General features: G+C 70.4%; 17 protein-coding genes and 1 pseudogene. 5 read left to right on the forward strand and 13 right to left on the reverse strand.

The genetic code is table 11. The annotated features are described in order from the left end of the window. Positions 1 to 832: 832 nt before the first annotated feature. From ENSA5_RS16950 to ENSA5_RS16980, 7 genes and pseudogenes are all read right to left on the reverse strand, one after another. Positions 833 to 1,615, reverse strand: a complete 783-nt coding sequence (locus tag ENSA5_RS16950) for a phytanoyl-CoA dioxygenase family protein (protein ID WP_106392711.1) — start codon at positions 1,613 to 1,615, stop codon at positions 833 to 835. 123 nt (positions 1,616 to 1,738) lie between these two features. Continuing rightward, entirely contained in the window at positions 1,739 to 3,421 is a 1,683-nt protein-coding gene (locus tag ENSA5_RS16955; protein ID WP_106392712.1) for a B12-binding domain-containing radical SAM protein, read from the reverse strand. Further along, the gene (locus ENSA5_RS16960; RefSeq protein ID WP_106392713.1) at positions 3,418 to 4,176 is read right to left on the reverse strand and encodes a phytanoyl-CoA dioxygenase family protein; all 759 of its coding nucleotides are present in this window, start codon (positions 4,174 to 4,176) and stop codon (positions 3,418 to 3,420) included. Before ENSA5_RS16960 ends, ENSA5_RS16955 begins: the two co-directional genes overlap by 4 nt. Then, on the reverse strand, positions 4,173 to 4,982 hold the full coding sequence (locus tag ENSA5_RS16965; protein WP_106392714.1) for a phytanoyl-CoA dioxygenase family protein: 810 nt from the start codon (positions 4,980 to 4,982) through the stop codon (positions 4,173 to 4,175). Before ENSA5_RS16965 ends, ENSA5_RS16960 begins: the two co-directional genes overlap by 4 nt. Positions 4,983 to 5,008: 26 nt before the next feature. Further along, entirely contained in the window at positions 5,009 to 6,697 is a 1,689-nt protein-coding gene (locus ENSA5_RS16970; RefSeq protein ID WP_181197840.1) for a B12-binding domain-containing radical SAM protein, read from the reverse strand. Between the two features lie 122 nt (positions 6,698 to 6,819). Then, complete coding sequence (locus ENSA5_RS16975) at positions 6,820 to 7,938, reverse strand: alpha/beta hydrolase (RefSeq protein ID WP_106392716.1); 1,119 nt, start codon at positions 7,936 to 7,938, stop codon at positions 6,820 to 6,822. Positions 7,939 to 8,096: 158 nt separating this feature from the next. Then, positions 8,097 to 8,759: pseudogene (locus ENSA5_RS16980) on the reverse strand (Coq4 family protein); the annotation flags it as partial. 250 nt (positions 8,760 to 9,009) lie between these two features. Here ENSA5_RS16980 and ENSA5_RS16985 point away from each other — a divergent pair. Continuing rightward, the gene (locus ENSA5_RS16985; RefSeq protein ID WP_106392718.1) at positions 9,010 to 9,411 is read left to right on the forward strand and encodes a hypothetical protein; all 402 of its coding nucleotides are present in this window, start codon (positions 9,010 to 9,012) and stop codon (positions 9,409 to 9,411) included. A gap of 36 nt (positions 9,412 to 9,447) precedes the next feature. Here the strand turns inward: ENSA5_RS16985 and ENSA5_RS16990 are convergent, their stop codons facing one another. The 3 genes from ENSA5_RS16990 to ENSA5_RS17000 form a co-directional block, all read right to left on the reverse strand. After that, positions 9,448 to 16,653 carry a thioester reductase domain-containing protein gene (locus ENSA5_RS16990; RefSeq protein WP_181197841.1) on the reverse strand — a complete coding sequence of 2,402 codons (7,206 nt, stop codon included), beginning with the start codon at positions 16,651 to 16,653 and terminating at the stop codon, positions 9,448 to 9,450. Between the two features lie 146 nt (positions 16,654 to 16,799). Beyond that, positions 16,800 to 17,648, reverse strand: a complete 849-nt coding sequence (locus tag ENSA5_RS16995; protein ID WP_106392720.1) for a hypothetical protein — start codon at positions 17,646 to 17,648, stop codon at positions 16,800 to 16,802. Positions 17,649 to 17,669: 21 nt separating this feature from the next. Beyond that, entirely contained in the window at positions 17,670 to 19,295 is a 1,626-nt protein-coding gene (locus tag ENSA5_RS17000) for an NAD(P)/FAD-dependent oxidoreductase (RefSeq protein WP_181197842.1), read from the reverse strand. Positions 19,296 to 19,533: 238 nt separating this feature from the next. On the opposite strand from ENSA5_RS17000, the gene ENSA5_RS17010 reads away from it, so the two are divergent. Next, positions 19,534 to 20,697, forward strand: coding sequence for an alpha/beta hydrolase family protein (locus ENSA5_RS17010; protein WP_181197843.1), 1,164 nt, complete (start codon positions 19,534 to 19,536; stop codon positions 20,695 to 20,697). A gap of 184 nt (positions 20,698 to 20,881) precedes the next feature. Here ENSA5_RS17010 and ENSA5_RS17015 read toward each other — a convergent pair whose 3' ends face one another. Further along, on the reverse strand, positions 20,882 to 21,652 hold the full coding sequence (locus ENSA5_RS17015) for a hypothetical protein (RefSeq protein WP_181197844.1): 771 nt from the start codon (positions 21,650 to 21,652) through the stop codon (positions 20,882 to 20,884). A 140-nt stretch (positions 21,653 to 21,792) separates the two neighbouring features. On the opposite strand from ENSA5_RS17015, the gene ENSA5_RS17020 reads away from it, so the two are divergent. Both ENSA5_RS17020 and ENSA5_RS17025 read left to right on the forward strand, forming a co-directional pair. After that, positions 21,793 to 22,494 (forward strand): MotA/TolQ/ExbB proton channel family protein, encoded by a 702-nt coding sequence (locus ENSA5_RS17020; RefSeq protein WP_106392725.1) that lies wholly within the window; start codon positions 21,793 to 21,795, stop codon positions 22,492 to 22,494. After that, on the forward strand, positions 22,491 to 22,916 hold the full coding sequence (locus tag ENSA5_RS17025) for an ExbD/TolR family protein (protein ID WP_181197845.1): 426 nt from the start codon (positions 22,491 to 22,493) through the stop codon (positions 22,914 to 22,916). Before ENSA5_RS17020 ends, ENSA5_RS17025 begins: the two co-directional genes overlap by 4 nt. 12 nt (positions 22,917 to 22,928) lie before the next feature. Here ENSA5_RS17025 and ENSA5_RS17030 read toward each other — a convergent pair whose 3' ends face one another. Both ENSA5_RS17030 and ENSA5_RS17035 read right to left on the reverse strand, forming a co-directional pair. Continuing rightward, entirely contained in the window at positions 22,929 to 23,243 is a 315-nt protein-coding gene (locus ENSA5_RS17030) for a hypothetical protein (protein WP_106392726.1), read from the reverse strand. Positions 23,244 to 23,255: 12 nt separating this feature from the next. Then, entirely contained in the window at positions 23,256 to 23,579 is a 324-nt protein-coding gene (locus ENSA5_RS17035) for a response regulator (RefSeq protein WP_106392727.1), read from the reverse strand. A gap of 452 nt (positions 23,580 to 24,031) precedes the next feature. Here ENSA5_RS17035 and ENSA5_RS37780 point away from each other — a divergent pair, with 452 nt between their 5' ends. Continuing rightward, a complete protein-coding gene (locus ENSA5_RS37780; RefSeq protein WP_181197846.1) occupies positions 24,032 to 24,610 on the forward strand; it encodes an RNA polymerase sigma factor in 579 nt (192 codons plus the stop codon). Positions 24,611 to 24,615: the final 5 nt, after the last annotated feature.

The following is a 24,615-nucleotide window of genomic DNA, read 5'->3' on the forward strand; positions in this document are numbered from 1 at the left end:
TGTGATCGCGCAGGCGCCGTAGCGGGTGGGAAATAGAGAGATGGCGGGGTCGCGCGAGCCATCCTGCCAGCGTGTATTGGTTCGGCGGCGTTGAGACGGGGATTGGAGGGGGGATCAGCCGGTTTTTGGGCTTCGTTGGGTGACAATCGATGCGAACTCGTGACTCGAGTGGGGTTGGATGACCAACTCTGACGCCGACCAGACCGATGCCTACAGAAGACTCCCCGTCCGGTTTTTTTAGCGGGCCTTGAACGAGGTGGCGCGGGATCGGGAGTGGGAGCGTGACTACGCGGCGGCGCGGGCGGCTCTACTCGCGGGTGAGCCGGCGGTGTTTCCAGCGGGGACTTATTGGATGCGGCGCTTCGCGGGTGTTGATGTGATCGCGCAGGCGCCGTAGCGGGTGGGAAATAGAGAGATGGCGGGGTCGCGCGAGCCATCCTGCCAGCGTGTATTGGTTCGGCGGCGTTGAGACGGGGATTGGAGGGGGGATCAGCCGGTTTTTCGGCTTCGTTGGGTGACAATCGATGCGAACTCGTGACTCGAGTGGGGTTGGAGGACCAACTCTGACGCCGACCAGACCGATGCCTACAGAAGACTCCCCGTCCGGTTTTTTGGTGACAATCGATGCGAACTCGTGACTCGAGTGGGGTTGGAGGACCAACTCTGACGCCGACCAGACCGATGCCTACAGAAGACTCCCCGTCCGGTTTTTTACACTGACGCCATCGATGCGAACTCGTGACTCGAGTGGGGTTGGATGACCAACTCTGACGCCGACCAGACCGATGCCTACAGAAGACTCCCCGTCCGGTTTTTTTTCCCCGCGACACGATCAGCGGTTCCGCAGCAACAACGACTGCAACAGCCCCCCCCCGCCCTCGAAGCCCACGAGCGAATCGTCAACCGCATCAGTCGCAGCCGCCCGCGCCGAGGTCATATACGCCCCCACAAACATCCGCAGCCCCGGCGACTCCCTCGCCATTGCCGCATGCCACGTGCACTGCTCGAAGATCACCGTAGACCCCGCCGGAAAGTGCAACTTCGCGTGCCCCTCCCAGTCAGGATTCATCTGATCATAGGGCGGCTCACTCGGATCCCCAATCGCCCGCGGATACGCCCGCAGCTCCCCCCCTCGCGCGTCAATATCGTGCAGATACAGCACCACGATCACCCGCTGCGACTCGCAAAAGCGCGGCCAGCTGCTACGCGCCCGATAGTCCTCGACGTCGATCCCACCAATATGGTTATGCCAAGAAAAAAACGGCCGCTGCGCGTCACAGATGACCGCCCCCGTCAGCTCCAGGTGCATGTCCCGACCGAGCACGCGGCGCACGACCTCCACCACCCGAGGCGAGAGCAGCTCGTCAGCGAACTCGGGAAACAGCGCGAGCAGCCGCGTGACCACGAAGCCGGTCGGCGCAAGCTGCACGTCGGGCCCGAGCTGCTCCCCCTTGGCCGAGAACGGCGGCGGCGCCCCGTAGCGTTGATACAGGCCCTCGAGCCCAGCCCGGAACTTTGCCACGGTCTCGCGCGAATGGCTGCGCTCGACGACCGTGAACCCGCGCTCGCGCAGGGCTCGCGCGTGGGCCTCGAGTTCGTCGTCGTGCTCCGTCACGGCAGACAGTTTAGCAGCCCGTGAACAAACAGCCCGCGGGTCGAGCCGCACGGTCCCCGGGGAGCCCGCAGGTCAAAGACGGCCCGAGGAGCTCCCCGCCCCCGCAGCTCCCAGACAGACAGACTAACTCAGCGCGTCGCGGAGCTCGTCGAGCTCGGTCTCACCGAGCACCGTAGCGATCCCCCGCAGGGTCTCGAGCAGCGCAGGCGGGGCCTCACGGCCGCGATACGACAACCCAACCCTCCCCGCCTCGATGAAGTGCCGCGACCCATCGAGCGGCGCGACGCGGATCTCCTGGGGCGCGAACGCGGGATGCTCGATCTCGACCCGCAACACCCCCTGCTCGAACGAGGCCATGTTGGCCCGCGCGCGCTCGAGCTCCGCGTCGGGTGGCGCCAGCCCCAACAGCGTGGCGAGCTTGGCCGGGACCGGGCGCTTGGGCATCGGGATCTCGACAGGCCGCGCCCGCAACCGGTGATCGTCGCCCCGGCGCTCAGCCGCGAGTTGCACGAGCTGCCCCTGCAGCGCGCCGAGCTCGAGGAAGGTCTCCGAGCGCTCGGTCGCGTCGACGAGCGGCGGCGTGCGGGTGTGGACCTCGTCGTAGTCGTCAAAGGTCTCGCGCGCGGGCGTCGGCCAGCGCGCGACGGCGGCGTCGCCGAGCACGGTCCCGGGCAGCGGGTGGTAGGTCGACCACATGAACGAGTCCGGCCGGAGGCGGTGGAGCAGATCGGTGGTCGAGCGGGTGTGCGTGCGGGTCTCGCCGGGCAGCATCGTCATCAGCGACGCGCTGGTCTCGAGCCCGAGCTCGCGGCAGTCGTCAAACACCTGCTGGAGCTTGGCGTCGGGCGTGCGGCGGTTGAGCACGTCGCGGCGAAAGTCCTCGTTGCCGGCCTCGATCCCGCAGTGGAACAGCACGCAGCCGGCCTCGGCGAGGAGCGCGAGCCGCTCGCGGCTGGCCGCGCTCGGGTGCATCTCGACCTTGAAGGGCAGGCCGACGCGGGCCGGGTAGTGCTCGGCGAGCTCGCGCAGCCACTCGATCTGGAGCGGAAAGTGCTCGTCCCAGAATTCAAAGCCCTCGGGCGTGTAGCGATCGCGCAAGCTCGCGAGCTCCGCGCACAGATCCGCGACCGGGCGGGTGTTGCGTTTGCCGCGATCGGCGAAGTTTTGCAGCTTGCCCCAGCGCGGCGCCGAGCAGTAGGCGCAGGTGAAGGGGCAGCCCCGCCCGGCCCGGGTCGGCAGGTAGCCGTCGGCGAGCGGGCCGAAGGTGTTGATGCCCGCGTCGATGATCTGCGTGACCTCGCCGAAGACCTCGTAGTCCCACCACGGCAAGCTCGCGATGTCGGGCACGGGATCGGCGGGCGGCACGGGGTCGGTCCAACCTTCGGACTGACGCACCCACAGGCCTGGCCGCGTCGCCAGGTCCCGCGCGCCTCCGTCGAGCTCGGCGAGCAGCGATCGCAGCGGTCGCTCGCCCTCGCCGATGCAGATCGCGTCCACGGTCGCGCAGGTCGCGACGTCTTGGGGCGCGAGGCTCGCGTGGTAGCCCCCCACGACGATGTAGGGATCGCAGCCCAGCCGAGCCAAGAGCGCGCTGGCGCCAGGCCAGTCCCGAGTCATCGACGAGACCCCGACGACGTCCGGCTGCAGGTCGTCGATGTGCCGGGCGACGTGGTCGATCCGATACTTGCGAAACACCTCGAGCGCGAGCGGCTCGTGGCCAGCCTCGCGCACGATGGCCGAGAGCGCCGCGACCGACGAGCTGAACGCCCGCTGCGGATCCGTGAAGAACAAGAACAGGATCTTCACGCTGGGCCCCCGTAGGCGCCACGCAGCGCCGGGTTGGCCGCGAGCGCGGCGACCGTGCCGGGGTCGCTGCGTCGCATCGGCGGCAGCCCTGCTCGACGCACGAAGAAGCCAAAGAAGAAGCGCTGGCCGCTGCGGGCCATGGGCGTGACCGCGTGCCAGGTGCCCTGGTCAAACACGATGACCGACCCGGCGCCGGCCCGGACCTCGGTCGCGCCGGGCCACGGCTCGCGGCCCGGGGGAAAAGGCGGCGCGGTCGAATCGTCGACCCGCCGCGGCCACACGAGCATCACGCCCTGCTCGGCGTCGAGCGGGGTCACGTAGAGGGTGCAGCCGAGACGCTCGGCCCGCTCGAAGCGCGGGTAGGCGCGACCGCGGACGTCCTCGGCGTCGATGCCCCCGACGTGGTGATGCCAGAAGAAGAACCCGCGGGTCTCGTCGGACACGACCCCAGCCGAGAACTCGAGCTCGAAGCCGGGCCCGAGCAGGTCCGTGAACAGGGCCAGCAGCTCCGGACGCAGCAGGACCTTGGCGAGCTCGGGCACGCGCTCGAGGATGCCCGCGACCGTCATGCCGACGGGGCTCACGTGGACCCCGGGCCCGAGGATCACGTCCTCTTGCGAGACCAGGTCGGGCTCGCCGAGGCGCCGCCACTGCTGCTCGAGCGCGGCCCCGTAGCCCGCGGCCTCGTCCGCGGGGATCAGGCCCTCGAGCAGCGTGAAGCCGCGCTCGCGCAGCTCGGCGGCGTGCTCGCTCACGCGTCCCCCGGGCGAGGCAGCAGCGACTGCAAGAGTGGATCGGGCGAGTCGATCTCGAACAGCGACTCGTCGACGCGCTCGGTCTTGGCCACGCACGAGGCCGCGAACCACAGGCCAAAGAAGAAGCGCAGCTCGTGATCGATCGTCCGCGGGAGCGCGGCGTGCCAGGTGGTCTGGTCGATCATGACCACGGTCCCCGGCGGCCCGACGACCTCGAACTGCCCGTCCCAGCGCAGCTTGTCGACGGGCTCGGGCGGACCCGCGGCCCCGCTCACGCGCTCGGGGTGGATCAGCAGCTGCCCGGTCTCGGGCCCCATCTCGTCGAGGTACACGATCATTGCGACGCGCTCGGGCTTCTCGATCGCCGGGCGGAGGCCGAGCCGACGGTAGCGCTCATCGTCGATCCCGCCGACGTGGTTGTGCCACTTGAAGAAGGGCCGGGTGTAGTTGGTGACGACCGCGCCCGCGAACTCGAGGTGCATGTCGGGGCCGAGGGCGCCGCGGATGATCTCGATGACGTCGGGCTCGAGGATGTCGCGGTGGAGCTCGGGGTCGAAGCTCAGGAGCTTGTGGATGACCACGCCCGTGCCCGAGACCTCGAGGTCGTCGTTGAGCCAGCGCGGCTCGTTCGACCACAGCGGCGGGTCGTCGAGGCGATGGTAGATGCGCTCGAGCGCCGCGCGGATGCGGCCGACCTTGGCCGGCCCGTAGTGACCCGGGAGCACGGCGAAGCTGCGCTCGACGAGCTGACGCGAGAGCGCCTCGAGCTGGCTCGGCTGCAGGCTCGGCTGGACCTCCTCGCTCATCGCTTGGCTCCCCTTTTCATGCGAACTCACAGGGCCGGCACGAGCTTCTTCGCGTCCGCATGGACCACGTCGATGACCTGCTGGAGGCCGCCCGAGCTGGCCCGATCGACCGGGCCGCGGTGCGAGTAGGCGAGGCCCTCGCGCGCGGCGAAGTAGCGGGCGCCCTGCTCGAGGCGCACGACCTCGAGCACGACCGCGCCGTCGGGCCCGTGGAGATCGAAGAACAGCCCGTCGGGCTCGCCGCGCACGGCCTCGAGGCCCCAGCCCGCGGCGAGCTCGGCGACCGCGTCGCGGAGGCGGCCGAGGGCGTGAGCTTCGAGGAGCGGGCGCGCGACCAGCTCCTGAACCCGGCCCCCCTCGCCCGACTCGTGCGCGTCGTCCGGGCTCTCGTCCGCGCTCTCGTCCGCGCTCTCGTCCGCGCTCGTGATCGCGAAGCCGACCCAGTCGTCGTTGAGGATCGGGCGCTCGGACTGCTCGGCGAGGCCGTAGAGCCAGTCCCACTCGCGCTCGAGATCCTCGGCGGTCCAGCCCTCGCACGAGAGGATCTCAAAGGTGACCGGGTCGTACTCGATCGAGAGCTCGGCGGCGCGCTCGAGCAGCGCGTCGGGCAGGATCAGGCACTTGAAGGCCTTGACCGTGTCGCCGAGCTCGAGCGAGCGCTCGACGGTGCGCCGAAACGAGCTCGGGTTGTCGCCCGGGAGCCCGAACATCAGCTCGATGTCGAAGCCGAGGCGCCCGCGGATCTTTTTGAGCACGCGCTCGAAGCGGGCGACGTCGAAGGGCCGCCCGAGGCGATCGAGCACGTCCGCGTCGAAGCTCTGGATCCCGATGCTGGCCTGGACCTGCTTGATCTGATCGAAGAACTCGAGGTGGTACTCCTCCAAGAAGGTTGGGTAGAGGTGGCCGTGGACGACCGAGTCTTTCAAGACGCCGACCTTGGCCTCGGCCGCGACCAGGGCCCGAAACGCGCGCGGGCTAAGGTTGAAGGCGGCGTCGAGGAAGAACACGTTGGGCACGTCGGCCTGGCGCAGGCCCTCGAGGTGGGCCTCGAGGTACGCGGCGTCGTGGACACGATCGGACTTCTGCTCGCCCCACTGGCAAAAGGCGCAGTGGATCGGGCAGCCGCGAAAGGTCTCGACGTAGCCGGTCTTGTGCAGGGGCGCGACGCCGAGCTGATAGGGCGAGGGGTACTCGTTGATCGCCGGCCGCTCGGCGGCCTCGGTGCTGCGCCACAGACCGCGGGTCGGGAGCATGAGCCCGGGGATCCGGGTCCGCCAGTCGGGCTCGAGGTGATGGCGCACGAGCTGGCGCAGCACCTCTTCGCCCTCGCCCGGGATCACGGCGTCGAGGCGATCGCGCAGCGGATGATACTGGGGCAGATCCAGGACCGAGCGCCGGGCCGAGGGCCCGCCCGCGACGATCACGAGCTCGGGCCGGTGCTTGCGCAGGCGCTCGGTCAGCCCGGCGAAGATGCTCAGCGACCACACGTAGGTCGAGAGCCCGACCATCGTCGGTTGAAACTCGCGGACCCTCTCGAAGAAGTCCTCGGGGTCGCCGCTGGGCAGGTCGAGCAGCAGGATCTCGGTGCCGGCGAGGTCCGGGGCGCTGTCGAGCGACGCGCGCAACTTCTCGATCCCATAGGAGAAGGAGAAGAAAGTCCCGTTCGGATCGCGCCACTGCGCATCCACCGCGACGAGTGCGATTCGCCGTTGCACGCCCGACGCGACTCTAGCACCTGTCGAGGAACTCCAACCATGGGCTGACTCGGGCCAACCGAGGGTGGGTCGTAGCCCGCCCACGCAGAGCCCGGGGCCGCGGCCAGCGCCAGCGCTGAGACTCAAGGACGACCGGGCGCGCGCTCGTCGAGCCAGCTGATCATCCGCGGGAACACGTCGAGGGCCGCGGCCCGACCGATGAAGATGTCTTGGTGACCGTAGCCGGGGATCTCGATCAGGGTCACGTCGATGTCCGGGTGTCGATCCGCGAGGTAGCCGTGGCACAGCGCCAGCGACCCCGTCCACACCCGGTTGAGCACGCCGTTGACGAAGAGCAGCGGGGTGTCCCAGTCGTCGAGGGTATCGAGGGCGCTCCGGGGCAGGCGATCGTAGCGGGCGTCGGCGACGTCGCAGCGAACAACCGCGCGCTCGCTCGCCATCTTGCGCAGGTGCGGATAGAAGCTCAGCGGCGCCGGGCCAAACAGCTCCCGCAGCCGGGCGTGGGTGGCGGGGTGCAAGTTGCGATGCTCGTACAGGGCCGAGCCCCCCGCGTCGGCCCCGACCCCCAGCGTCGACCCCCACGCGAACGAGATCATCTGGCAGGTCGGGTCCTTGCAGCTCGAGCCGGCCGCCGCCAACGCAAACAGGGCGCCGCGCCGAGACAAGAGCCCGACCTGGGCCAGGTCCATGGGGATGTAGCCCTCGGGCAAGATCCGATCGAGGACCGCGGGCAGCAAGGACAGCTTCAGCCGCGACTGCTCCGACAAGTTGGGGGTCAAGAAGGTCGAGTTGGCGACGACGCCCGCGAGCGGGCCGGCGAGCTTGGCCGCGATCGTCATGCTCAAGGCCAGCGCGCCGACGCAGTGGGCGATCACGGCGACCGGCCGCCCGCCGTTGTGACGGCGCACGGCCGCGAGCGCGGCGGGCAGATCGTAGAGCGCGACGTCGTCGACGTTGAAGCCGCGCGCGTCGGTGTTGTAGGGCAGGCGAAAGCTGCCGCGCCAGTCGACGGACCACACGTCGCCCCAGCCCGCGTCGAGCAGCGACTCGACCAGGTTGTCGTGCTCGGGCATCACGAACATGTCGGTCGAGGTCGTGAGGCCGTGGACGAGCAAAACGCTGCGATCGCTGGGGCCCCGACGAAAGCGGGTCAGCCCGAGCGCGACGCCGTCGTCGGCGACGAGCGGGACCTCGCGCAGCTCGGCGTCGACGTCGGCGATCAGGGGTCGCAGCAAGGTCATTTGCACCCCACGGGTCTGCGACGATAGCCCAAGACCCGTGCGGGACCGAGGCCCACCCGCGACGACCGCGCGCACATCGCGCCTCGTGCCTCACGCCTCGCGGCTCACGCTCACGCTCACGCTCACGCTCACGGTGCTGGCCACCTCGCCTCCGAGGGTCAATCGAGGGACAGGAGCGGCCGCACACCGAGGCGCTCGCGCAGCTCATCGAGGGGCTCGTCCCAGTGGCGCTCCCAATAGACACACAGCAGCGGACGCGCGGCCCGACCCCGACGAAGGGCCGCGGGCACGTTGCGCGTGAGCGCGCTGAAGCGGCCCTCGCCGACGAGGTGCTTGACCGCACCAACGACCAAGATCAAGGCCGAGAAGGGCCGGCGCAGCTGCGGCCACTGAAACGCGTGGAGCAGGACCTCTTCGTGGGCCTGCGTGCCGACGCCGAGGACCACGTGCCAGAGGTCATGGGTCTGCATCGTCCGCTCGAGCACGTAGTTGGCCTCGGGGCTCCGGCCGTGGGTCATCGCCTTGGTCAACAGATCCGGGTCGATGCCCTCGCGCTCGATGTACTCGGCGAACATCCGACCGAGGGACGCTTCGGGCAGCTCGCGGAGCGCGGCGAAGTCGACCGTGGATGTGCTGATCCGCGGGCGCTCTGCCAGCATCGCCCGGCCTTCCTCGCTGCGCCGCAGCAGCGCGAGCGCTCGCTCGACGCTGCGGATCGACGAGATCTCTTCGACGATCATGAGCTCGGCGGTCTCGTCAGAGTCGAGCATCGAGCGCCACATGGCGCGAGCCAGACGAACCGCGAGCTCCACCGTCGAGAGTTTAAGGTGACGGCGCTCGTGGTGGAGCGCCGGTCACCATCCGCAGCCCTCCTGGCCCGAACCGGTGTTTGCAAGCTCGGGCCCCGCGCGGCGCCACCTGCGCGCGATCCTCCCCTCGAGCTCGGGCCGCGGCGGGACCGCTCCGTGAACAGACGCCCCCTCTTTGTCCGCGCGCACAGATCTGGGATCCTGGGCCGTGGCCGTTCGCGTGCATGAGCCCGGTCAACTCGTAACAGCCTCGGCGAGTCGCGTGCACGTGACCCGCTACATCAATCCGGTCACCCTCGAGCTCGCCCAACAGGCCGAGGCCGACTACCTCGACTTTTGTCGAGAGGCCGGCGGCCAGGTCCCCGTGATGATGATCGTCGAGCGGGTGACGCCAATGCCCGCGGTCGAGGTTCGCCGCTTCTGGCGGGAGGCCGCCGGCAAGGAGCCGGGCTACGAAGCGGTCGCGCTGCTGATGACCGGCGTGGTCGGGCTGATGGCCGCGGCCGCGACCCACCTCGGAGAGCAGCTGGTCGAAGTCCTTGGGGTCCGCTTTCGCAGCTTCAAACACGGGGCCACCGCAGCCCACTGGCTGTGCGGTGCGGCGAATTGCGGGGTCGACCCCGATGAGCTGGCCGACCTCATCGGCGAGGTCAAGACCCTCTGAGCTCGACGGGCGAAGGAGCTCGGCCGAGCTCGCCCGCTACTTGCCCGACGCGAGCGAGATCCCCAGGCGCAGCGCGAGATCGTAGAAGGTTCGTCCCAAGGTCCCACCGAGCCACGCGAGGTAGACGAGCCGCGCGCGGCGACGCTCGCCCTCGGGCACGTCCTCGCGGAATTCGACGCCGTAGACTTGATCCTCGACCCAGGTCTTGCCCTCGACCGTCGCGCTGCCCGACATCAAGGTGCCCGAGGCGTCACCGAGCTCGAGCTCGAAGGTCCGACTCTGGCGCCACAGATCGAGGCGCGGGCGGGCGACCTTCTGGCCCTCGAGCCACAGCTCGCGGCCGTCCTCATCGAGGAGCGCGACGCGGATCCGCATGAGCAGGGCTTCGCTCGACTCGCGGCGGCCGAGCCCGGCGTGGGGCCGAGCCCACCAGTGCCCCTCGCGGACGTGCAAGGGCGCGGGGTGCAAGGCGGGGCAGCGCACGGTCCCGGCCAGGTCGATGCGCTTGTCGTCGATCAGCTGGCGCAAGCTACTGACCGAGGCGACGAGATCGAGCTCGAGCGGGGTCCGGCCGCCGTCCGCGAGCGTGGCGCCGCCGACGAGGTGCTCGCGAAACCACATGTAACGCAGCGGCCGCCCGAAGTCGTCGCGGGGCTCGTCGATGAGCCCGTCGGCGCGCAGGCGTCGGTCCCAGCGCAGCAGCTGCTTGGGGCCGAGCGTCGGGCAGCGCAGCTCGAGCTTGGCGGCCAGCTGCGTGGCGCGGCGGCACTCGGTCCGCGGCGAGGTGTTGACGAGCCGACAAAACTCGCGCCCGCGCTCGCTGTCGAGGATCGGGCGCAGGGCCGCGAGCGGGTGCTCGCGATCCTCACCGAGATCGGCGCGCACGGCCTCGAGCCAGGCGTCGAAGCCGAGCACGCGCATCGCCGCGCCGCTGAGCTCGTACCACTGGCGCATGCGGCTGACCGGGACCGGATCGGGGTTGACGAGGTGGACGACGCGGCCGCGAGCCTCGCCCGTGCGCGACAGCGCCGTGATCATCGCGACGATCCAGTCGACGGGCGCGACGTCGAGGTCGCGAACCTCCGGGAGGCAGCGCAGGCGGTCGCTCGCGCGCAGCAGGAGCACGAACAGGTCATCGGGGTTGTGGCTGCCGGTCGTCGAGTGCGGGCCGATCGTCCCGGGTCGGTAGACGCTGACCGGGAGGCCACGCGCGCCAGCCTCGAGCACCAGGCGCTCGGCGACCCACTTGCTCTGCTGGTAACCGATCGGCAGCGCGGCCCCCGGCCCGGGCAGCGCGTCCTCGTCGAGGGCGTCGAGCTCGACGCAGCCGGGCCCGATGAGCACGCCGATGGTCGAGACGTGGTGCAGCGGGGTCGGCCGCTGGGCGCAGGCGAGCTTGATCAGCGTGCGCGTGCCCTCGACGTTGGGCCCGCGCTGGAGCTCGTAGGGCTGGGCGAAATTGACGGCCGCGCCGCAGTGGTAGATCGCGTCGAGCTCCTCGGCCTCGCGCCGCCAGCTGTCCGCGCTGAGCCCGAGCTGGGGCGCGCACAGATCCCCCGGGAGGATCTCGACCCGTCGGCGCAGGGCCCTCGACCAGGTCAGCTCGACGCGCTCGATCGCGGCCCGCAGCCGCTCCCAGCCGTGCTCGACGTCGCGGGCCCGGATCAGGCACACGACCGTGGCGTCGGTCCGGCGCAGCAGCTCGAACAACAGGTGCGCGCCGACGAAGCCGGTCACGCCCGTGAGCAGGACCCGGCGGGGCTCGAGCAAGGCCGACGAGCTCGACGCCGCGGGCGAGGCCAGCGGCGAGCTCGCGGGGAAGATCGCTGGATCGAGCTGCGCGTCGCTCGCGATCCGCTCGGCGAGGGGCAGCTCCCGCGCCGGGCTCGAGCTCGCGCGCGTGCCCGCGGCGACGCCAGCGAGCGCGCGGGCCGTCGGCGCGACGACGAGGTCGTCGAGGGTCAGCCCGAGCCCGAGCTCGCGGCGAAGATCCGCGAGCAGCTCGACCGCCGTCAACGAGCTCGCCCCGGCCATCAGGAACTCGGCGTCGGGATCGAACTCGGGCAGGTGCAGCAGCGCGGCCATCCGCGCGGCGATCTTGTCGGCCAGCGCGGCCTTGCCCGCGCCGCCCTCGACCGGGGCCTCGGCGCCCGGCCGCAGCCACCGGACACCGAAGGCGCGCAGGACCGCCTCGCCGCTGTCGAGCTCGCGCGCGATCCAGGCCAGCCGCTGGGCCTCGAGCCGACGATCGATGTCGAGGCGCCGCGTGTTCGAGTCGACCCGCGGCGTGTCGACGCGCTCGAGCAGCTCGGGCAGGCCGAGCGCGCGGAGGCCCGCGATCGCCACGCGGAGCTCGAGCGCGCCGCCCGAGCCCTCGACGAGCTCGCCCGAGCTCGCGTCCCCGATCCGCCGGACGAAGCGACGCGCAGGAGTGTTGCGCGGCGACGGCTCGGCCAACAAGCGCACGGCCTCGGCGCCGAGCTCCTCGGCCTCCTCGGCCAGCCAGCGCAGGAGCTCGAGCTCGACCCCGCGACCGAGCACCCGACAGCTCAGCAGCAGGGTCTCGACGACCAGCTCGAGGCCTCGGAGCCGGGCGACGACGAGGCCGACGATGCCGTAGTCGCCGAAGCGATCGTGGACCTCGAACACGCTCGCGCGGACGTCCTGCTCGGCGAGCTCGTCGGCGAGCTCGTCGGCCGAGCGCGGCCGCTTGCGCAGGTTGAACTGGTTGGTCCGGGCGCTGAGCTGGGCGGCGCGCTCGAGGTGGCGCTCGGGCGAGCGCGGGACCACGACGAGCTCGAGGCTGCGGACGAAGTCGAGGTGGGCCTGGCCCGGGCGACGCGACGAGCGACGCGCGAGCTCCTCGGCGACCCGGCGGGGCCGCTCGCGATCGGCCTCGGTCCGCGCGTCGACGTCGAGGGCCCACAGGCGCTGGATGAAGCCCGCGTCCGCCCTGCCCCCGCTGGGCTTGGGCACGACGAAGGCGAGGACCTCCGGGCACGCGTCGCGCATCGCCGCGACCTCGACCTCGTTGTCGTCGAGGAAGCAGAAGCTGTCGACGCCGAGCGACAGGCGCTCGCCCAGGTTGATCACCCGCACGGCCTTGCTGTCCCAGCCGCCCTCGATCGCCACGAATTCCTCGGCGTCGGGCAGGTCCGCGCGCTCGAGCGCCGCGCGGACGAGATCGGGATCATTGTTGCTGACGATCGCGAGCAGCACGCCCGCCGCCCGACAGCGACGCAGGCGCGCGTGCAAGGGCGCGAAGGGGGCCGGGTCGACGCCCGCCGGTCCGTCCTCGCCGACGACGCCCGCCCACAGGGTGTTGTCGGCGTCGACGGCCACGAGCTTGAGCGGCTGGCGATCGTAGCGCCACAGCTCACGGACGATCGCGGTCGCGAAGGCCGCCGACGCCGGGGCGGTGAAGGGCACGTGCGCGAGGGCGTCGGCCTGCGGATCGAACACGCTGTCGACCTCCAGGTTGGCGAACATCGCCTCGGGCCCGAGCAGGCGCACGTTCGGGATCGCCGCCAGCCCCTCACCGAGCTCGCGCTCGAGCGCGAGCAGCTCGTCGGAGCCGTCTGAAGGCAGCAACCCGATGATCGTCAGCCCGGCGCTCGCGGCCTCGCGCACGGCGTCGAGCAGGTCGGCGCACCAGTCGCGATAGTCGTCGAGCGAGGGCGACGCCAGCCGCGCTCGGAACACGTCGACAAGACGCACGAGCAGCACGCGCGCGGCCACGTCCTCGGACCGCAGCGCGCTGGCCGGGTCGAGCAGCGGCCCGATGACCTGGGCGTAGGGCTCGGGCTCGACCACGAACGGGCACTCGAACAGCCGGCCCCAGCCGATGATGATCGGGATCATCGACTCGGCCGTGAAGGTTGCCGCGAGCGCGATCCGGCGGCGGGCCGGCGCCGGCGGGCAGCTGCTCGGCCACTCGTGGTGCGACAGCGGCGTGTCGATGTCGCGGGCGAGGGTCGAGAGCAGCTCGATGTAGGCGTCGACGAGCTGGCGCGCGGCTGCGCGATCGAGGACCTCGACGCGATGGTGAAGCTCGAGCGCGCCGCCTTGCGGCCCGCGGATCAGGGCCAGCGACAGATCCACGCCCATCGAGACCGGGCCCAGCGGCAGGCGCTGGAGGGTCGGCCCGCGACCGCGGCCGGCCTCGCCCGCCGGGAGCACGTTGAACAGGACCTGCAGCAGCGGCACGCCCGGGCACCGGCCGAGCGCCCGCTCGAGCGAGGCCGACAGCGAGGCGGGCAGCCCCGGCGCGTCCATGACCCGCCGGAGCTGGCCCTGGACTCGACGGGCGAGGACCCGCGGGGTGTCGCTGGCCTGGACCTCGCAAGCGACCGGCGCGGGGACCCCAAAGTAGCCGACGGCGTCGGGGGTGCCGAGCGCGATCCGCTGATCGACCGGGACCCCGACGACGAAGCGCTGGACCCCGCAGATGCGGTGCAAGAGCAGCTGCAAGACCGCGAAGCCGAGCGCCGCCGGGAGCAGCCCGAGCGAGCGCGCGAGCGCGTCGATGCCCGCGTGGGTCGCCGCGTCGAGTTCGACGAACAGCGACGCGGCCTCGTGACCCGGGTCCGGCGAGCGCCCGGTGAGGGCCGTGAACGACAGCGGCTCGATGCCCGTGAACGACTCCGCGGCGTGGGTCTCGGGCCTGGTCTCGCCCCGGTCCCCCTGGGTTGCGAGGCGCACGAGCGCCGAGTCATCCGGCGAGCCCGGGGGCATCGCGGCGCCGCCGAGTTCGGCCTCGAGTTCGACGATCAGGGTCCGAAACGACGCGTGGTCCGAGACCAGGTGATGGGCGACCACGCACAGCACCGGATCGACGCCCGGGGGCTCGAGCAGCTCGAAGCGCCACAGCGGCGCGGTCTCGAGGGCGAAGGGTCGACGCACGAGCTGGGCGTGGGCGGCCTCGATCTCGTCGGCGTCGACCAGCCACCGCCGCCCGAGCTCGACCTCGACGCGCGGGTGGATGCGCTGGGTCATGACCCCGCCCGCGTCGAGCTCGAACGAGGTCCGCAGCGCGGCGTGGCGGGCGACGAAGTTCTGAACCGCGGCCGCGAGGCGCTCGGGCCCGCGGGCCCCGCCCGCGCGCAGCGAGAACGCGGCCGCGAGGTGGAGCGCGTCGACCGGGAGCTCGGCGCCGCTCGCAACCCGCAGCAGGCGCTGCATGTCGGGCGTGAGCGGGAGCTCGCGCGCGCGCAGCCGGGTCGTGTCGTAGCCGTCTTCGCGCAGCCACGCCACGAGCCCGGCGACCGAGGGCGCGTCGAACACCGCGCCGAGCGAGAGCTCGCGGCCGAGGACCGCCTCGAGCTTGGCCGTCATCGACGCGATCGCGACCGAGTCGGCGCCGAGCCGGAAGAAGTCGTCATCACGGCTGAGCTCGGGCTGCTCGAGGATCTCGGCGCAGATCTCGAGGACTCGGGCCTCGACGACGTCGCGCGGCGGCTCGACCTCGACCCGGACGGCGCCGCGATCGCTGTGGGCGAGGCGCTCGAGCCGACCGGCTCGCCAGGCGTCCCGGGTCGCGCTGCGCCGAAGCTTGCCCGACGAGGTCTTGGGCAGGGAGCGCGCGCTGACCAGCGCGACCTCGAGGGGCTTGACGCCGAAGCCGTCGGCGAGGACCTCGCGGACCGTGGCGACGAGGCCGTCGAGGCGCTCTTGCGGCGTCGAGTCCCGGACCTCGGCGATGACCACGATCTCCTCGACGTCCGCGTGGTCCGTGGCGAACGCGACCACGCAGCCGGAGCGCACGAGCACAGACGCCTCGCTGATCGCCCGCTCGAGATCGTGGGGGTGAAGGTTGCGGCCGCGAACGATGAGCAGGTCCTTGCGACGCCCGCACACGAACAGCTCGCCGCCGCACATGAACCCGAGGTCGCCGGTCCGCAGCCACCGACCCTCGTCGTCGCCGTCGAGCTCGAGCTCGAGGTTGAAGGTCTCCCGCGACAGCTCCGGGCGGCCCCAGTAGCCCCCCGCGACGTGAGCTCCGCGAACACAGATCTCGCCGACCTCGCCGTCGGCGACCACCCTCAGCCGCGCGGGATCGACGATCGCCAGCTGGCACCCGACCAGCGGCTGCCCGGAGCTGACGAGCACGACGCCCGCGCTGTCGGCGTGGGTCGGAGCCTGCTCGACCTCGGCCTCGGCCCCGGGCTCGGGCCGCGGCTTGGACGGCGAGCGCGCGGGCTCGAAGCGGCCGGCCTCGAGCGCGGCCGCGTCGGCGACCACGATGGTGGGCAGCGAGCTGACCCCGGCCCCGGTCACGCCGAGCGTCGCCTCGGCCAGCCCGTAGCAGGGGTACAGCGCGCGCTCGTTGAAGCCCGCGGGCGCGAAGGTCTCGGCGAAGCGGCGCAGCGTGGCCGCGCGGATCGGCTCGGCGCCGTTGAAGGCCACGGTCCACGACGAGAGGTCGAGGCGCTCGAGCGCCTCGGGCTCGAGCCGATCGACGCACAGGTCGTAGGCGAAATTGGGCCCGCCGCTGGTGCTCGCGCTGAAGCTCGAGATGGCCTCGAGCCAGATCATCGGTCGCTTGATGAACGCGACCGGAGACAGCAACAACACGCTGCCCCCGACCCACAGCGGGTTGAGCACGTTCCCGATCAGGCCCATGTCGTGATACAGCGGCAGCCACCCGACCACCCGCGCGTCTGGGCCCTGGCCGAAGCCGGCCTCGAGCATGGCCTCGTTGTGAAGCAAGTTGGCGTGGCTGAGCATCACGCCCTTGGGCTCGCCCGTGCTGCCCGAGGTGTACTGCAAGAACGCGAGCTGCTCGGGGCCGAGGGCGGGCGGCTGCCAGCCCGACGCGTCGCCACCGTCCGCGGTCGACAGCCACTCGAGCTTGGCGAGGCCCTCGGACAGCTCGGCGACGGCGCCGGTCATCGCGAGCAAGTCGGGGCTCGTCAGCGCAAACCGAGCGCCCGCGTCGGTCGCGATCGCCTCGAGCAGGGGCAGCGTCTTGTACAGCCGCGAAGGATTGGGCGGGTAGACCGGGACCGCGACCGCGCCGACGAGCAAGCAGCCAAACAACCCGACGATGAACTCGAGGCCAGGCGCGAACACGAGCACGACCCGCTCACCGCGAGCCCCCGCGGCGTCGAGCATCGCAGCGACCTCGCGCGCGCGCGCAAACAGCTGGGCGAAGCTCAGCTCCGCTCGCGGGCCGTCAACGTCGCCGCTGAGCAAAAAAGAGTAGCCCCCGCTCGGGTGCGTGGTGGCCCGTCGCTCCAGCAACTCAGCCAGGCTCTTGGGCGTGCGGCCCAGGGCCGGCTCTCGCGCGCTCGACCACACGGAATCAGCACTCTATCAGTATGGGTGTCAATCTCGGTAGCGAACCCGCAAAAATGTGTGCATTTCCCGGTCAACCGAGCTGAATCCGCTCAGTGTCCGCGGGGACCGCGGGACGACGGCCCCGGAACCGGCAGCAGCCACTGCGGGGTCTCGAGGCCAGCCACGAACGCCCGCCATTGCTCGCGCCGGGAGCGACTCCCGAGCAGCCGGGTCGGCGCCATCGCGCGTGGAATCAGCTGGGTGCAGACCAGCTCGAAGGTCGCGGCGTTGAGCGCATCGAGCACGTAGATGGTCTCGCGCCACAGCTCCTTCGTGCAGCGCGGCGCCCAGTGCCCGAAGTAATTGCGCGCGAGCGCGCGCTCACGCTCGGCGTGGCGCCGGAGCTCGGGCAGGCCAAACAGCCCGGCGGCGTAGTCCGAGTAGCAGCATTGCTGAACCTCGTTGAGGCCCACCGCCAGCTGCCAGCGCGCGCGCGAGTCATCGAGGGTCCCCCACTCGATGAACTCGGCGAACACCCCAGGGAACTCGAAGCTCGGGGTCTCGCCCTCGGGCACGTGCTCGTGGCGACGCTCGAGGTAGGGGAACTCGACGCGCAGGGCCGCCTGAACCTCGGCCGACAGTCCCTCACGAAAGCGCTCCCCGGCCCGGAGCACCGCGCGCAGGGACTCGAGGAAGAGCGACGCGTTGACGACGCGCGGACCCATCCCGGCCCGCGCGTAGGCCCAGGCCATCATCGGCGGCAGCGTGGCGCGGCTCGGCTCGGCGACCCGCGCCCACTCGCGGATCAGGCCCTCGATGTCGCCCGCCGCGTAGGCCGTGAACGAGGCGTCGATCTCTTCGGCAGTCGCGACCCGAAAATAGGGCATCGCGCGGAGCTCGACGAGCAGCCGCGCGTCGAGATCCGGCACCGCCTCGAAGACCTGATCCTCGTCGACCATGACCCCGCCCTCCCCCGCGGCTCAGGACCCTCGCTCGACGGCGCCCTCGACCTCAGGCTCTGCCTGGGCCGCGGCCGACCGGCGCGGACCCGCCATCAGCTTCAAGAAGTCCGGCCACAGGCGCAGGCGCTGCGTGAGGCGCTCCATGTAGCCCCAGGCCCGCGTGATGATGAAGAAGTAGGGTCGCGCCTTGGGCAGGTGCCACAGCGGCCAGGTGAAGGTGTAGACCAGCCGCCCGGGCAGCAGCGCCTTGGCCAGGAGGCGGCCGTCCTCGCGGGCGCCGTCCGGCGCCGCGGTGGTCATGAAGCGCACGAGCTTGCGCCGCCGGGCCTCGCTGCTCCACTGGAGCCGATAGTGGCGCTCGAGGTTGGCGCGGGTCCAGTGCTTGGCCGCTTGCAGGTGGTACAGCTCGGCGATCTCGGCGAGATCGTAGAGCGCGGTCTGCATCAGGACGTGGGGTTGGTGCCACGCGTGCTCGTACTTGAACTTGTTGAGCAGCCGGACCGAGTCCTGCATCAGCTCGTGCTCGCGGTTGAGCTGCGCGATGGTCTTGGCGCAGGGCTGCGCGTCGGCGCACGCGGCCTCGATCAGCGGGGTCACGGCGACCAGCTGACGACAGGCCATCTCGATCCCGACCGAGTAGAGCGCGTCGACGAACGCCGAGGCGTCGCCGATCAGCGCGTAGCCCCGGGTCGAGACCCAGTGCTCGGTCGCGTGGGGCAAGTTGGCCAGGTAGGAGAAGGGCTCGACCGGCTCGGCCCCCGCGAGCGCCGCGACGAGGGCCGGGAACTTCTCCGCCATCGCCCAAAAGCCGCGGTCGTCAGCCTTGACGTCGGGCTGGTGCTGGCTCTTGTCAAACGAGACGCCGACCGAGGTCGTGTCGTCGTCGATGTGGATCCACCAAAACCAGTACCCGGGGCCGCTGAAGTGGATCGTGTGGCGGCGGCGATCGATCCCGCGGAAGGTCGACCAAAACGCGTCGTCGCGGCGGACCTTGGTGAAGCGCGTCCAGATCGCGGCGGTCTCGAGCCCTTCGACCGGGCGGGTGATGCCGAGCTGCCTGGCGAGCATGCGTCGGCGGCCGCTGGCGTCGAGCACCCACTTGCAAGTCAGCGAGGCCTCGGCCCCGTCCTCAGGGTCTGGTTCGCCGTGAACGACCCGGTGCAGGCCGTCACCGAGCTCGACGCGGCGGACTGGCGCGCCGTACATGAGCTCGGCCCCCGCGGCCTCGGCCCGACGCGCGAGCTCGGCGTCGAGCGGCGGACGGTTGACGTGGTAGGTCGGGATCAGACGCGGGAACGCGCCCGAGATCCGCTCGAGCGGGGTCAGCGAGAGCAGCAGCTCGTGGCACCCGTCGAGGACCTGCGGAGCCGGGCGCCCGCGAGGCTGGGTGACGAAGTCGAAGCCGAACTTGCGAAAGCCGTGCTCGGCCAGCCAGTCGGTCAGCCCGATCTCGTGGTGGAGAAACACGCTGGTGCCCTCGGTCAGGGCCTCACCGACGACGGCCTTGAGCCCCTGCCCGCGCGCGCGCGACTCGAGCACCGCGACCCGGAGCCCGCGCTTGCGCAGCATGATCGCCGCCATGCTGCCGACGAGGCCTCCGCCGATCACGGCGACGTCGTAGTCCGGCACGGGCGCTCCGCTCATGCCGTTTTGCATAGTCGACTCCCGTCAGGATGAAAAGCGTTGGCTGATCTCGTCCACGGATCGGGAGCCGCGCCACATGCGCGACTCTCCGTTCCCGAGTCGCGTAGGAAGGATGAGCTCGGCCCCGACGGCTCGATCTCCACATCGCCCTGCTCGGTCGACGGCTGGACAGGGCCCGTGGCGGCGCTCGTTCGGGGCGCGGTGAGCTGGTAGAGTCCGCTCCTATCCCGAGCTTGCGATGCATCGATTTTCGAGCCTGACCGCCCTCGCCTGTGCCTGCCTACTCCTGACCGCGTGCGCGGATGATGGTACCGCCGAGCCGGACTCCGAGAGCTCGGGAAGCGGTGACAGCGACGATTCGGGCGACACCGGGGCCACGGGCGACGCGGGCGACGGCGACGGCGACGGCGACCCGGGCGATGGCGACGGCGACGGTGATCCGGTCGAGCCTCCGGCCCTGCCGCTATGCGGGACCGAGCCGCCGCCCGGGGCCACGCTCGCGCCCGAGCTCCCGAGCTACGGCGGGCCCGGGAGCTGCCCGACCCTCGAGACCGGGGGCGACACCCTCAACGTCATGCAGACCGAGCACGGCGAGCGCGAGTTCTTCCTGGTCACGCCGAGCGACGCGCAGGACGGCGAGGTGTTCCCGATCGTGTTCATGTATCACTGGCTCGGCGGTGACGCGGTCGACTTCTACGACCGCGCCGAGGCCCAGTACGCGGCCGACTACTACCGCTTCATCGCGATCATCCCCGACGGCCGCGACGGCGACGACGGGGTCCCGTTCCGCTGGCCCTTCTCGATCGCCGACGACGACGCGCGGATGGACGAGGAATTCGCGTTCCACGACGACATGCTCGCGTGCGTGGCCGAGCAATTCAGCGTCGACAAGGAGTGCGTCTCGGCCATGGGCGTCAGCGCCGGGGCGATGTTCTCGGCCATGCTCGCCAGCCGCCACGGCGAGCACCTCGCGAGCTTCATGTCGCTGTCGGGCGGGACCGGCGGCAGCCTCGTCAAGCCGTGGGTCCCGGCCACCAACCGCATGCCCGCGCTGATCTTGTGGGGTGGGCCCGAGGACCTCTGCCTCGGCGTGGACTTCGACGCAAACTCGATGGAGCTCGAGGCCGAGCTCGAGGCCGACAACCATTTCTTGGTCGAGTGCGTGCACAACTGCACCCACGGGACCCCGCCCTTCGAACCCAACGACCCCAAGCTCCCGACCTTCGCCCCGACCTGGGAGTTCTTCCTCGATCATCCCTTCTGGCTCGAGGACGGCGACTCGCCCTACATCGAGTACGTCGGGGCGACCGGCGCCCTCCCGCCCGCGTGGCCCGAGTGGTGCGCGGTCGGGGCTGGCAACGCCGAGATCCGCGAGGGCATGTGCGGCGGCTCCGAGTGCTGAGCGTGCGTGCGATGACCCCCCCCGGGGCGTCTTAGACTTTGCGTGGCCCCCTAAAGGGGGCTCTAACGCAAAACGCAGTCTCCTGTGTCCAGGGGGACGCGTGGGAAAATCTTGTGCTGCGTGACCGAAGTTCCTGGCGGTACAGCAGCCTGCTAGCAGCCCGGGGTGCTAGCAGCCCGGGCTGCTAGATGCAGCTGCCGTCGATCACCCCGGAGCAGTCGCCGCTGAGGCACTGGTTGTCGGACGAGCAGGGATCCCCGAGGCTGCCGTCGTAGCACTTGAACCAGTGGCAGTAGAGCCCGTCGTCGGGGCACGCGTCGAAGACACCGCAGCCGTCGCCCTCGCCCTCGAGCCCGCAGGCCGAGAGATCCAACATGCAGCCCGGCGTGCAGGACACGGTGCCTGGGCCCTCACCGAGTGAGAGGCAGTCGGCGTCGCCGAGGTCCAGACCGTCGCAGCTCTCGCCCTCGTCGATCACGCCGTTGCCGCACTGGTCGACCATGCACGCGGAGGTGTCAAAGCCGCAGCTCCCGGAGCACGCGAGTTCGCCGCCAACGAAGCCCTCGCTCAGGCAGTCGGCGCCCCCGAGCTCGGCGCCGTCACAATCCTCACCGTCCTCGATCACGCCGTTGCCGCAGACACCGTCGCCCGTGTCTCCGTCTCCGTCGCCCGTGTCTCCGTCCCCGTCGCCCGGGTCTCCGTCCCCGTCGCCCGGGTCACCGTCTCCGTCGCCCGTGTCTCCATCTCCGTCGCCCATGTCTCCGTCTCCGTCGCCCGTGTCACCGGCGTCCTCGCTGCCGGCCTCCCCGCCCTCGCCGCCCTCGGTCGCCGTGTCCTCGGTCGCCCAGGTCTCGCTGCCATCGTCGCCATCGCCGATCCCGAGTCCCTCGGTCGCTGCGGTGCAACCCAGCAAAGCCATCAGACCGACGAGCGAGAGCGAGCGCGCGTACTGCATGGGCCCCATCGAACCGCAAGCGCGGCCCCACGTCCACGTTGGCGAGCTCGCGCCATATCCGCGGAACCAAATTTGCTCTCAGGGGGTCGCGGACGCATCCTTGCCGCCCGAGCCGTCTCGGCTTCCGCGACCGACCCACCATGGATCTCGCGTACTTCTTTCAAAAAGGCGGCCCACTCATGTGGGCCATCCTCGCCGCGGCGGTCATCGGCCTGTTCGTGTTCTTCGAGCGGCTCTACTCGCTCCAGCGCTCGCGCGTGGTCCCGCGCGCCTTCGTCGATCGGATCCGAGCGATGGTCGCCAAGGGCCGGACCAGCGAGGCCCAGCTGCTGTGCGAGGAGAACGACTCGAGCATCGCCCGGATGATGGTCGCGAGCCTTCAGGCCTTCGCCGACGGCAAGTCCCGGGCCGAGATCAAAGAAGCGGTCGAAGAGGTCGGCGGGCGCGAGGTCGCCCACCTCGACAAGAACGTCGAGATCATCGGGACCGTGGCCTCGGTCTCGCCCCTGCTCGGCCTGCTCGGCACCGTCGTCGGGATGATCCAGGTGTTCCAGCGCTTCGTCGACGCCTACGCCCAGGGCCAGGCCACACCCGACGTGTTCGCCGAGGGCATCTGGACCGCGCTGATCACCACGGCCTACGGCCTCATGGTCGCGATCCCAATGCTGGTGCTCTACAAGTTCCTCCAGGGCCGCAACGATCGGCTGATCGTCGAGATGGAGGAAGACGCGCTCGGCATCGTCGGGCTCCTCGACGAGAACCTCGGCCGCCAGCGCGAGGCCGAGCGCCAGGCCAAGAACAACGACGACAAGCCCGACAACGGCGACAGGGCCAAGCGGTGAGCATCGCCAGCCGCGAGGCCGGCCACCTGCGCCACCGACGACGCCGCAACCAGGGCACCGTCGTCGATCTCACCCCGCTGATCGACATCGTGTTTCAGCTGCTGATCTTCTTCTTGCTGACCGCGACCTTCCAGGAGAGCTCGTCGCTCGACGTCGAGCTCGCCCGGGCCAAGAACCAAGAAAAAGCCCAGAAGGCCGAGGCCGTCGTCGTGTCGATCAGCGCCAACGGGACCTTCGAGGTCGATCAGATCCTCGTCGATCCCGGCGCGCTCGAGAGCTACCTGTGCGCCCAGACCAAAAACGGCAAGGGCACGCTCCACATCCGCGCCGACAAGGACAGCAAGCACGAAGACCTCGTGTTCGCGATGGACCTGGCCAAGACCTGCGGCTTCGAGAGCCTCGGCATCCTGCATCAGAATTAGACCCCGCAGGCGTCAGCCCCGCGACCGCTTCGCGGCCGGTCGCCCGTCACGGCGGACGACGACCCAGCCCCGGGCAGCGGCGGACACGATGCGCTGGAGACGGGGATCCATGAGCCGCCCGGCGGCAGCCCGAGCCTCGGGCCACGGATCTTCCGAACCGAACTGGACCGAGTCTTCGAGCAGCTCGCCCGTGGTCCCGAGATCGAGGAACTCGATCTCGTAGACCCGGGCTGAACGCCGCCGGACACGCCGTCGGAACGCAGCGACGAAGCTGTCGGGTTCGGGGATCGCTTCGGGCTCGGTGTCAGGGTGGCGTGACCTGCTCATGCTTCATCTCCCTCACTGCATCATCATGAAGTCGACCATCGCGCTCAGCGGACGAAGCTGGAGCGCGTTGGTCAGGTAGCTGTTGGCTCCGAGCGCGGACGCGCGATCTCGATCAGCCTCAAAATGGTGGGCACCGAGCGCCAAAACGGAGGTGTCCGCGTGAACCGGATCACAGCGGATCTGGCGAAGCAGCCACGAGCCGTCACCGACGGTCGAGACCTGCGCATGCTGATCCGTCCTGAGCGCCTGCGCTCCGGGCGAGACCCCCGCGACCGAAACCGGCGCACAGCGGGCCTGACAGGCGATTGGAGCTGGAACCGGGCTGAGCATCTCCACCGTAGATGGAGTGTCGAAGCCGCACTCTATTGGGTCATGTAAATTACGTAATGAAATAGGATAAAAAAACCATGAGCTCCAGCGCGGCGCGCGGGACACTGTGCCCCAGACGCCCTGCTAGGCGCCTTCCAGCCCTCTCCTCCTGCCTCCCGCTGCCACTCCTGCCTCCCGCTGCCATGCAGTGCCAAACCTTCCACGAGTCACTGACGACTCAGCCGATCGATCCCGACGGTGCCACGACCTGCACCGAGGCCACCGTGGGTGGTTGGACACGGCAGGTCACGATGGTACTGGGCCTGGGCTCCAGCGGCGCCGCGGGCGCGGTTTCCGCGGATGGCCATGACACGTCGCGGGGGGTGTGGGACACTAGCCGCCCAGGCGTCGACATGAGCTCACGCCCATTTCCGGTCGAAACAACGACGGGACCGGATGACCCGCCGGCCTCATCAGAAGTGATCGAGACACCGAGTGACAACGTACTCGCCGATGCCCTGCGGGCCGGCGACGGCATGGCGGTCGCGCGGCTGTTCGATCTGTATGGGCGTCACGTCGAGCGTGTCCTGATCCGCACGGTCGGGCGCGACGGCGAGATGGAAGACATGGTCCAGGACGTGTTCCTCGGCGCGTACCGAAGCGGCCACAACTACCAAGGCAACGACGCCCAGCTCAAGGCCTGGATCAGCCGCATCGCGGTGTTCACAGCCCGCGGCTACCTGCGCAAGCGCAAGCGTCGTTGGTGGCTGCGGTCCGCCGACCCCGGCCAGATGCCGGAGCAGAACTCCAAAGAGCCGAGCCCACACACCTCGGAGGTCCTGCGCCGCACTCACCTTGCGCTCGACCAGATGGACGCAGACCTCCGCATCCCGTTCGCCCTGCGGGAGCTCGAGTCGATGGAGCTGGCCGAGATCGCCCAGGCCTGCGAGTGCTCGGTGTCGACGGTCAAGCGTCGGCTCGCGCGCGCCCGCAAGGCCTTCGATCGGCTCGCGAAGAAAGATCCAATCCTGAGCGATTGGCTGGGGGACCAAAACTAATGGCC

The organism is Enhygromyxa salina (assembly GCF_002994615.1).
In the GTDB taxonomy this organism is placed as follows: domain Bacteria; phylum Myxococcota_A; class Polyangia; order Nannocystales; family Nannocystaceae; genus Plesiocystis; species Plesiocystis salina_A.

Bases quoted from the DNA above. Each gene is read 5' to 3' on its own strand.
- ENSA5_RS16965 (WP_106392714.1), bottom strand. From the start codon at position 4,982: ATGAGCGAGGAGGTCCAGCCGAGCCTGCAGCCGAGCCAGCTCGAGGCG.
- ENSA5_RS16975 (WP_106392716.1), bottom strand. From the start codon at position 7,938: ATGACCTTGCTGCGACCCCTGATCGCCGACGTCGACGCCGAGCTGCGC.
- ENSA5_RS16995 (WP_106392720.1), bottom strand. From the start codon at position 17,648: ATGGTCGACGAGGATCAGGTCTTCGAGGCGGTGCCGGATCTCGACGCG.
- ENSA5_RS17000 (WP_181197842.1), bottom strand. From the start codon at position 19,295: ATGAGCGGAGCGCCCGTGCCGGACTACGACGTCGCCGTGATCGGCGGA.
- ENSA5_RS17010 (WP_181197843.1), top strand. From the start codon at position 19,534: ATGCATCGATTTTCGAGCCTGACCGCCCTCGCCTGTGCCTGCCTACTC.
- ENSA5_RS17015 (WP_181197844.1), bottom strand. From the start codon at position 21,652: ATGCAGTACGCGCGCTCGCTCTCGCTCGTCGGTCTGATGGCTTTGCTG.
- ENSA5_RS17020 (WP_106392725.1), top strand. From the start codon at position 21,793: ATGGATCTCGCGTACTTCTTTCAAAAAGGCGGCCCACTCATGTGGGCC.
- ENSA5_RS17030 (WP_106392726.1), bottom strand. From the start codon at position 23,243: ATGAGCAGGTCACGCCACCCTGACACCGAGCCCGAAGCGATCCCCGAA.